Annotated in this window: 7 protein-coding genes and 1 pseudogene; all 8 read right to left on the reverse strand. The window is 66.6% G+C overall.

The window, feature by feature from the left end; all coding sequences use genetic code 11:
• The coding region (locus AU465_RS33510) for a DUF1501 domain-containing protein (protein ID WP_192257347.1) at positions 1–528 on the reverse strand (528 nt) is incomplete at its 3' end.
• 20 nt (positions 529–548) lie between these two features.
• Complete coding sequence (locus tag AU465_RS33515; protein WP_246506665.1) at positions 549–1,781, reverse strand: DUF1800 domain-containing protein; 1,233 nt, start codon at positions 1,779–1,781, stop codon at positions 549–551.
• Between the two features lie 329 nt (positions 1,782–2,110).
• Positions 2,111–2,388 (reverse strand): annotated as a pseudogene (locus tag AU465_RS33520) (GCG_CRPN prefix-to-repeats domain-containing protein).
• A gap of 108 nt (positions 2,389–2,496) precedes the next feature.
• Positions 2,497–2,943, reverse strand: a complete 447-nt coding sequence (locus tag AU465_RS33525; protein ID WP_192257348.1) for a periplasmic heavy metal sensor — start codon at positions 2,941–2,943, stop codon at positions 2,497–2,499.
• Positions 2,940–3,389 (reverse strand): hypothetical protein, encoded by a 450-nt coding sequence (locus AU465_RS33530; RefSeq protein ID WP_192257349.1) that lies wholly within the window; start codon positions 3,387–3,389, stop codon positions 2,940–2,942. Before AU465_RS33530 ends, AU465_RS33525 begins: the two co-directional genes overlap by 4 nt.
• Positions 3,390–3,475: 86 nt before the next feature.
• Positions 3,476–4,012: an RNA polymerase sigma factor gene (locus AU465_RS33535; protein WP_192257350.1), complete on the reverse strand. Its 537-nt coding sequence runs from the start codon at positions 4,010–4,012 to the stop codon at positions 3,476–3,478.
• A 45-nt stretch (positions 4,013–4,057) separates the two neighbouring features.
• Positions 4,058–4,591, reverse strand: coding sequence for an EF-hand domain-containing protein (locus tag AU465_RS37305; RefSeq protein WP_312891348.1), 534 nt, complete (start codon positions 4,589–4,591; stop codon positions 4,058–4,060).
• 142 nt (positions 4,592–4,733) lie between these two features.
• Positions 4,734–4,922: a YodC family protein gene (locus AU465_RS33545; protein WP_192257351.1), complete on the reverse strand. Its 189-nt coding sequence runs from the start codon at positions 4,920–4,922 to the stop codon at positions 4,734–4,736.
• Positions 4,923–5,187 lie beyond the last annotated feature (265 nt).

Here is a 5,187-nt window from a genome sequence, read left to right on the forward strand (position 1 = left end):
GGCGCCGCGGATCACCAGCGGCGTCGACGGTCCGACCGCCAGTCCGCCGGCCTTCGCCACGCGGTCGCCGGTCGGCAGGCTGGCCAGCGCCCGGTTGAGCCATCCGGTGGTGGCGTTGCCGGGGCCGGGCAGGCCGCTTTCCAGCACGTCCTGGCCGTCGAAATGCGAGCGGTCGCGATACCCGGTCGCGGCGGCATGCACCGCCGCCGCCTGGCCCGCCCTGAACAGCCGCGCGAACACCGGCATGGCCGGATTGACCGCGAAGAAGCCGTCGAGCAGCAGCGCCGGATTGGCGCCCGAGAGCGAAAGCGCGATGTCGCCATGCAGGCCGGCATAGTCGGGGTCGCCGACCGGGCCGATCGTCGACAGGCCGTCCAGCGCGCCGCGCAGCACGATGACGATCAGGCGCGGATCGCGATTGCCGGCGGCGCGCGCGAAACGCGGCAGATAGGCCCAGGCAAACAGCGCGCCGCCGATCATCAGCACAGCGCGACGGGATGGGTTCGGCGTTTCACAAAGAAGGCTCATGGCCGCTTCTCCGTTGTTGTTCACCGGCGCTGGAATTCCGGCGCCATCAGCAGCAGCGCCAGGCCCTGCTGTTTGGATTCGGCGCGCGCGATCGCCTCTCGCGTCTCGGCAGAGGCGGACGCGCCGATCATTGTGGAAAGCATGTCGTCGGGATTGCCGACATCGTCCGCCTGCTTCGCAGCCTGCCAGGCGATATCGAGGCGCGTCTTCAGGCCCTCGGCCGAAGCCCAATTGTCGGTCCGGTCGGAAAAGCCGTTCGGCCCGGGCGGTTGCCAGAGCGGCTCGCCCAAGGCCCTTAGCCAGCGAAGCGTCCGTTGCGGCTCGTTGCCGGCGGCAGGGCCGACCGCTCGCCGGACCGCCACCACATAGTCGAAGGGCGAGCGCAGCTTGGTGAGCGGCATCGACCAGGCTTCCGGCAGATCGATCAGGGAAAGCGCCAGCGCGCGCAGGTCGCCGTCCGTCTTGGTGAAGATTTCGGCAAGATGGTCGACTGCGACCGGAAGAGGATCGTCGGCGATGAAATGACGCGCGAGCTTGGTGGCAATGTGCTGCGCGGTCGCCGGGTGGCGGGCGATGTCGTTGAGCGCGGCCTCGGCTTGGTCCATGCCGCCGGACCGATAGGTCTTGCCGAGCAGCACCGCCTCGCCCGGCTGATGCGCATTGGCGTTGAAGACGAACGTGCCGGGTTCGCCCAAGCGCCCTTTCCGTCCCGCGATCGTCCAGCCGGTCAGCATGCCGGCGAAGCTGGTGACGTCGGCCTGGCTGTAGTCGCTGCCGACCCCCAGCGTGTGCAGTTCCAGGATCTCGCGGGCGAGGTTCTCGTTGAGGCCGCGGCCGCGCCTTTTGCCGGCGCGGGAGTCCGGCCCCATCGACTGCTGGTTGTCGAGATAGAACAGCATCGCCGGGTGATGCTCGACCGCCAGCAGCATGTCGGTAAAGCGGCCGAGCACGAAGGGGCGGACCGCTTCGCGTTCGAAGGCGCCGGCACAGGCCCGCACGATCTGGGCCTTGGCGACCGAGACGCAGAAATGGTTCGACCAGAAGCCGACCAGCCGTTCGACAAAGCCGGGCGCGGCACCGAGTGCCTTGTCGAAACGGGCTTGCGCCTCGTCTCTGTAGATATCGGCCTCGACCGGCGGCACGACCGGCTTCTCTTTTGCGTCTGTCGGGTTGTCCGCGGTGTCTGTTGCAGGTTGCATGACGAGCGCCGCCTTCTCGTCCCGCGCCGCCTTGCGCTCCGCGGCGGCGGCCATGCTGGCCGTGGATCACGGCGGTGCCATCCAACAACCCGGCATTCTTTGAATCGTCGGCCGAGACAAGCGCGATATCCTGCTGCTTGAGCTCGGCCCTGAGATAGCCGCGCGCGTCGGCCGCGATCTTGCCGAGATCGTCGCCGGGTCTCGCGCCGAGCCCAAATCGGTTGAGCGCAACCAGGGCTGGATCGAGCGGAGCGGCATTTGAAACGGATAGGGCCAACGCAGCCTCCGTAACGTGGGCCGGCGCAGGTCGCGTCGGCGGCATGTGCTAACGGCCGAAAGGGTCTCATGATGCCGGTGCCGGCATCATGAGACCGGCAGGCGGCTTACCAGCGGCGCCAGTAGTGATAGCGGTGCCAGGGATGCCAGGCCGGGCCGATATAGACGCGCGATCCGCCCCAATAGCCCGGATAGATCACGCGGCGATTGGGGACGCAGCGCCCCCAGCGGTTGGGATGCCATCCGGGGCCGCAGCCCAGGCCACATGCTCGACAATTGCAGGTGCTGCAACCGGCGCCATCGGCATTGCGGAAGCCGCACTTGCCGCGACCGTCCCGCCGACGGCAAGGGCGGCAGCGAGCGAATATTTCGTCAGACCGTTCATGGGATACTCCCGAAATTTCTCGAGGTTGAAACGAACCTGCCCGCATTCTCGCGGCAGGCTTGTCCCTCTTTCCCTTGAACGGAGGCGGCTTGCGGTTTCCGTCGCTGCCTATGGCGTATTTTTTGGCGGGATCGGCCGCTGCCTGCCGACATGGCGCAGCAGGGCGTCGGCCAGCAGCTTACGGTCTTCCGGCGAGCTCGACGCGGCGAATTCGACGATGCGCTGTTCCAGCCGGCTGCGGATGGTGGCGTCGGCATTGCGCGCCCGCTCCAGGGCGGCGGCCAGAGCGTTGGCGTCGAGCGTCGGCTGCTGCAGGAGGTTTGCCGCCTCGCGCCGTGCCTGCTGCCCGTCGAGTATGACCGCGCGGAATTCGCGACGAACCTCGCGCAGCGCCTGGCGGAATGCCTTGCGGTCGTTGGCGGGAAGCTGCCCGCCGGCCGATTCCAGCGAATAGCCCACGCCGGAACGGCCGATCAGCCAGCCGGCGCCGCCGGCAACAGCGCCGATCAGAAAGACGTTCAGCACCAGCGAAGCCGCGAAAAGACGAGCGTTCATAGGTCCTCCGTGTCGGCGTCGGGACCGGCATCGCCGAACGACGTTGCGTTGGCATCCATCACATAGCGGTCGGACGGGGCATCTGGAGTGACGACGGTGACCAGCGCCAGCCCGGCCACGGCACCAGCGAGACCAACGCCGGCGAGCCCGAAACCCAGCCACCAGAACCGGCGATGACGTCCTTGCCTGAGTTGCGTGGTGGCTCTCGCGACAATCTCGCCATGCAGCGCCGGGCTTGGGGCTTCGACATGATGACGGTCGAGGATGGCGTCGAGCCTGCCGGCGCTCGCTAGGATTGCGCGGCCCTCTTCGCTTTCGGCAAACAGCGCGGCGGCAGCCTGCTCGGCCCGCGGCCAGCGATGCAGGGCGCTGCCATAAGCCTCCGCCAGTGCGGCAAAGCGCTTGGCATCCATTGACCCATCTGCAGCCTTTCTTTCCTCAGCCATGTCGTTCCCCCTTCCACGGTTTTGACGTGGCCCCCCACGCCCCGAGGATCGAGAATGCCCCAGGAACCGCCAGGTGCTTCGCTGTCTCAATCATCGCCGTCACCTCCGATGAGCATAGCCTGCAGCGCGCGACGACCCCGCGCGAGCAGGCTTTCCAGCGCGTCGACGCTGACCTGCATGGCGCCGGCGGCCTCGATGTTGGACATCTCCTGATAATAGACGAGCACGATCGCCTCACGCTGGCGCGGCGCGATGCGTTGCAGCGCCTGCTGCACGCGCAGGCCTTCGTCCCCGGCGTCGGGAAGCGGCGCTTCATCGGCCACCTCCGGCAGCTCGTCCGTCGTCCACTCGCGGCGCCGCCGCAGCCGGTCGTAACAGAGGTTGAGCGCCACACGGTGGATCCAAGTGTCGAAACGCGTGTGCCCCTGCCGCCAGCCGGAGGCGTGGCGCCAGATGCGCACGAAGGTCTCCTGGGCGACGTCCTCGGCCTCGGCCGCGTCGCCGAGCATGCGGGTGGCGAGCGAAAGCACGCGCGGCAGCTTGCGCGCCACCATCGCCTGCACTGCGGCCGCATCGCCGGCACCGATGCGCCGTACCAGTTCCTCGTCCGGATCGGCGCCCATCAGCCGGGGCGCTCCCAATGATCATCGTGCTGCATAACCTCTCGGTCATTGCTCCTGGTTGGGAGCGGTTTTGTGGCCCGGCCTCTCGTCGACGCCGAGCATGCCGTCGCCATTCTTGTCGAGCCTGGCGAAGCGCTTGGCGAGAAAGGCGTCGAGTTCCGCCTTGTCGACGAATCCGTCCGTGTTGGCGTCCATCCGCGCGAAGGATCTGGCCGGGTCGCCCTTGGCCTTGCGCTCGGTCTGGAACGCCGTCCACTCGGCGAGGCTGACCTTGCCGTCGCCGTCGGTGTCGGCTCGCATGAAAGCCTTTTCCCGGCGCGCCTCGAACTTTTCCAGCGTGGTGCCGGGCTTGGCGGCGGCGGGGGTGGGCGCGCTTGGCGCCAGTTGCGCCGGTGCGGGGGTTGGCGTCGTTGTCTGGGCAGTCGCGGCGGCGGCCTGCAGGCCAAGGGCTACGACAAGAGCAATTCCAGGAAAAGTGTGAAACGGTTTTCCGTCAGGAATTGCGTAAAAACAAAGAGATAGAGCGGATCGCCGTTTCATTGAAACGGTGAAACGCTCTATTGTCGAACGGCGGATCATGCTCTCGTCTCCGGTTGCGCGCGACCATTGGCGGCCATGCTTCAGCCGTTAAACGCGGCAATAGTGAAAATCCGTCGGTCGTTCCGCCTACGAGACTGGCGGTTTCCGGAAGCGCTGGGCAGTAGCCTTCAGGGGGCGGAAACTATTTGCGTTCGGTGACCACCACTAACTGGTCCGGCTTGAAGCCTGCATGTTGCGGGGTCCAGACATCGCCTTCGCGGTTGAACCAGTGGCACAGATAAGTGCCCGAGGCGGCGCCATCGCTCACCGTCATGTCCGGGCCTCCGGATTTCAGCCTGACGACGTCTCCGGTCTTGAAACTATTAGGCATTTCGACCTCCCATGCTGACGCCGGGAGTTTCCCACCAACAGCGATTCCCGACAATGGCCGAGATGCGCCGACAAAGTGGTACAGGGCTGGAAATGCAAGGAAAACTGGTGCCGCTTGCGTGACTCGAACACGCGACCCCATCATGAAGCCGGACATTCGGCCCAACCAGCGCTTTTGACCCAACGGCGACATTTGTCTGGACCGTCGGTGGGTCTCGTCAGGGTGGAAACCGGAAGTTCGACGCGAACCCAACAGAGAGCTCGAC

The organism is Mesorhizobium silamurunense (genome assembly GCF_014843905.1).
Lineage (GTDB): Bacteria > Pseudomonadota > Alphaproteobacteria > Rhizobiales > Rhizobiaceae > Mesorhizobium > Mesorhizobium silamurunense.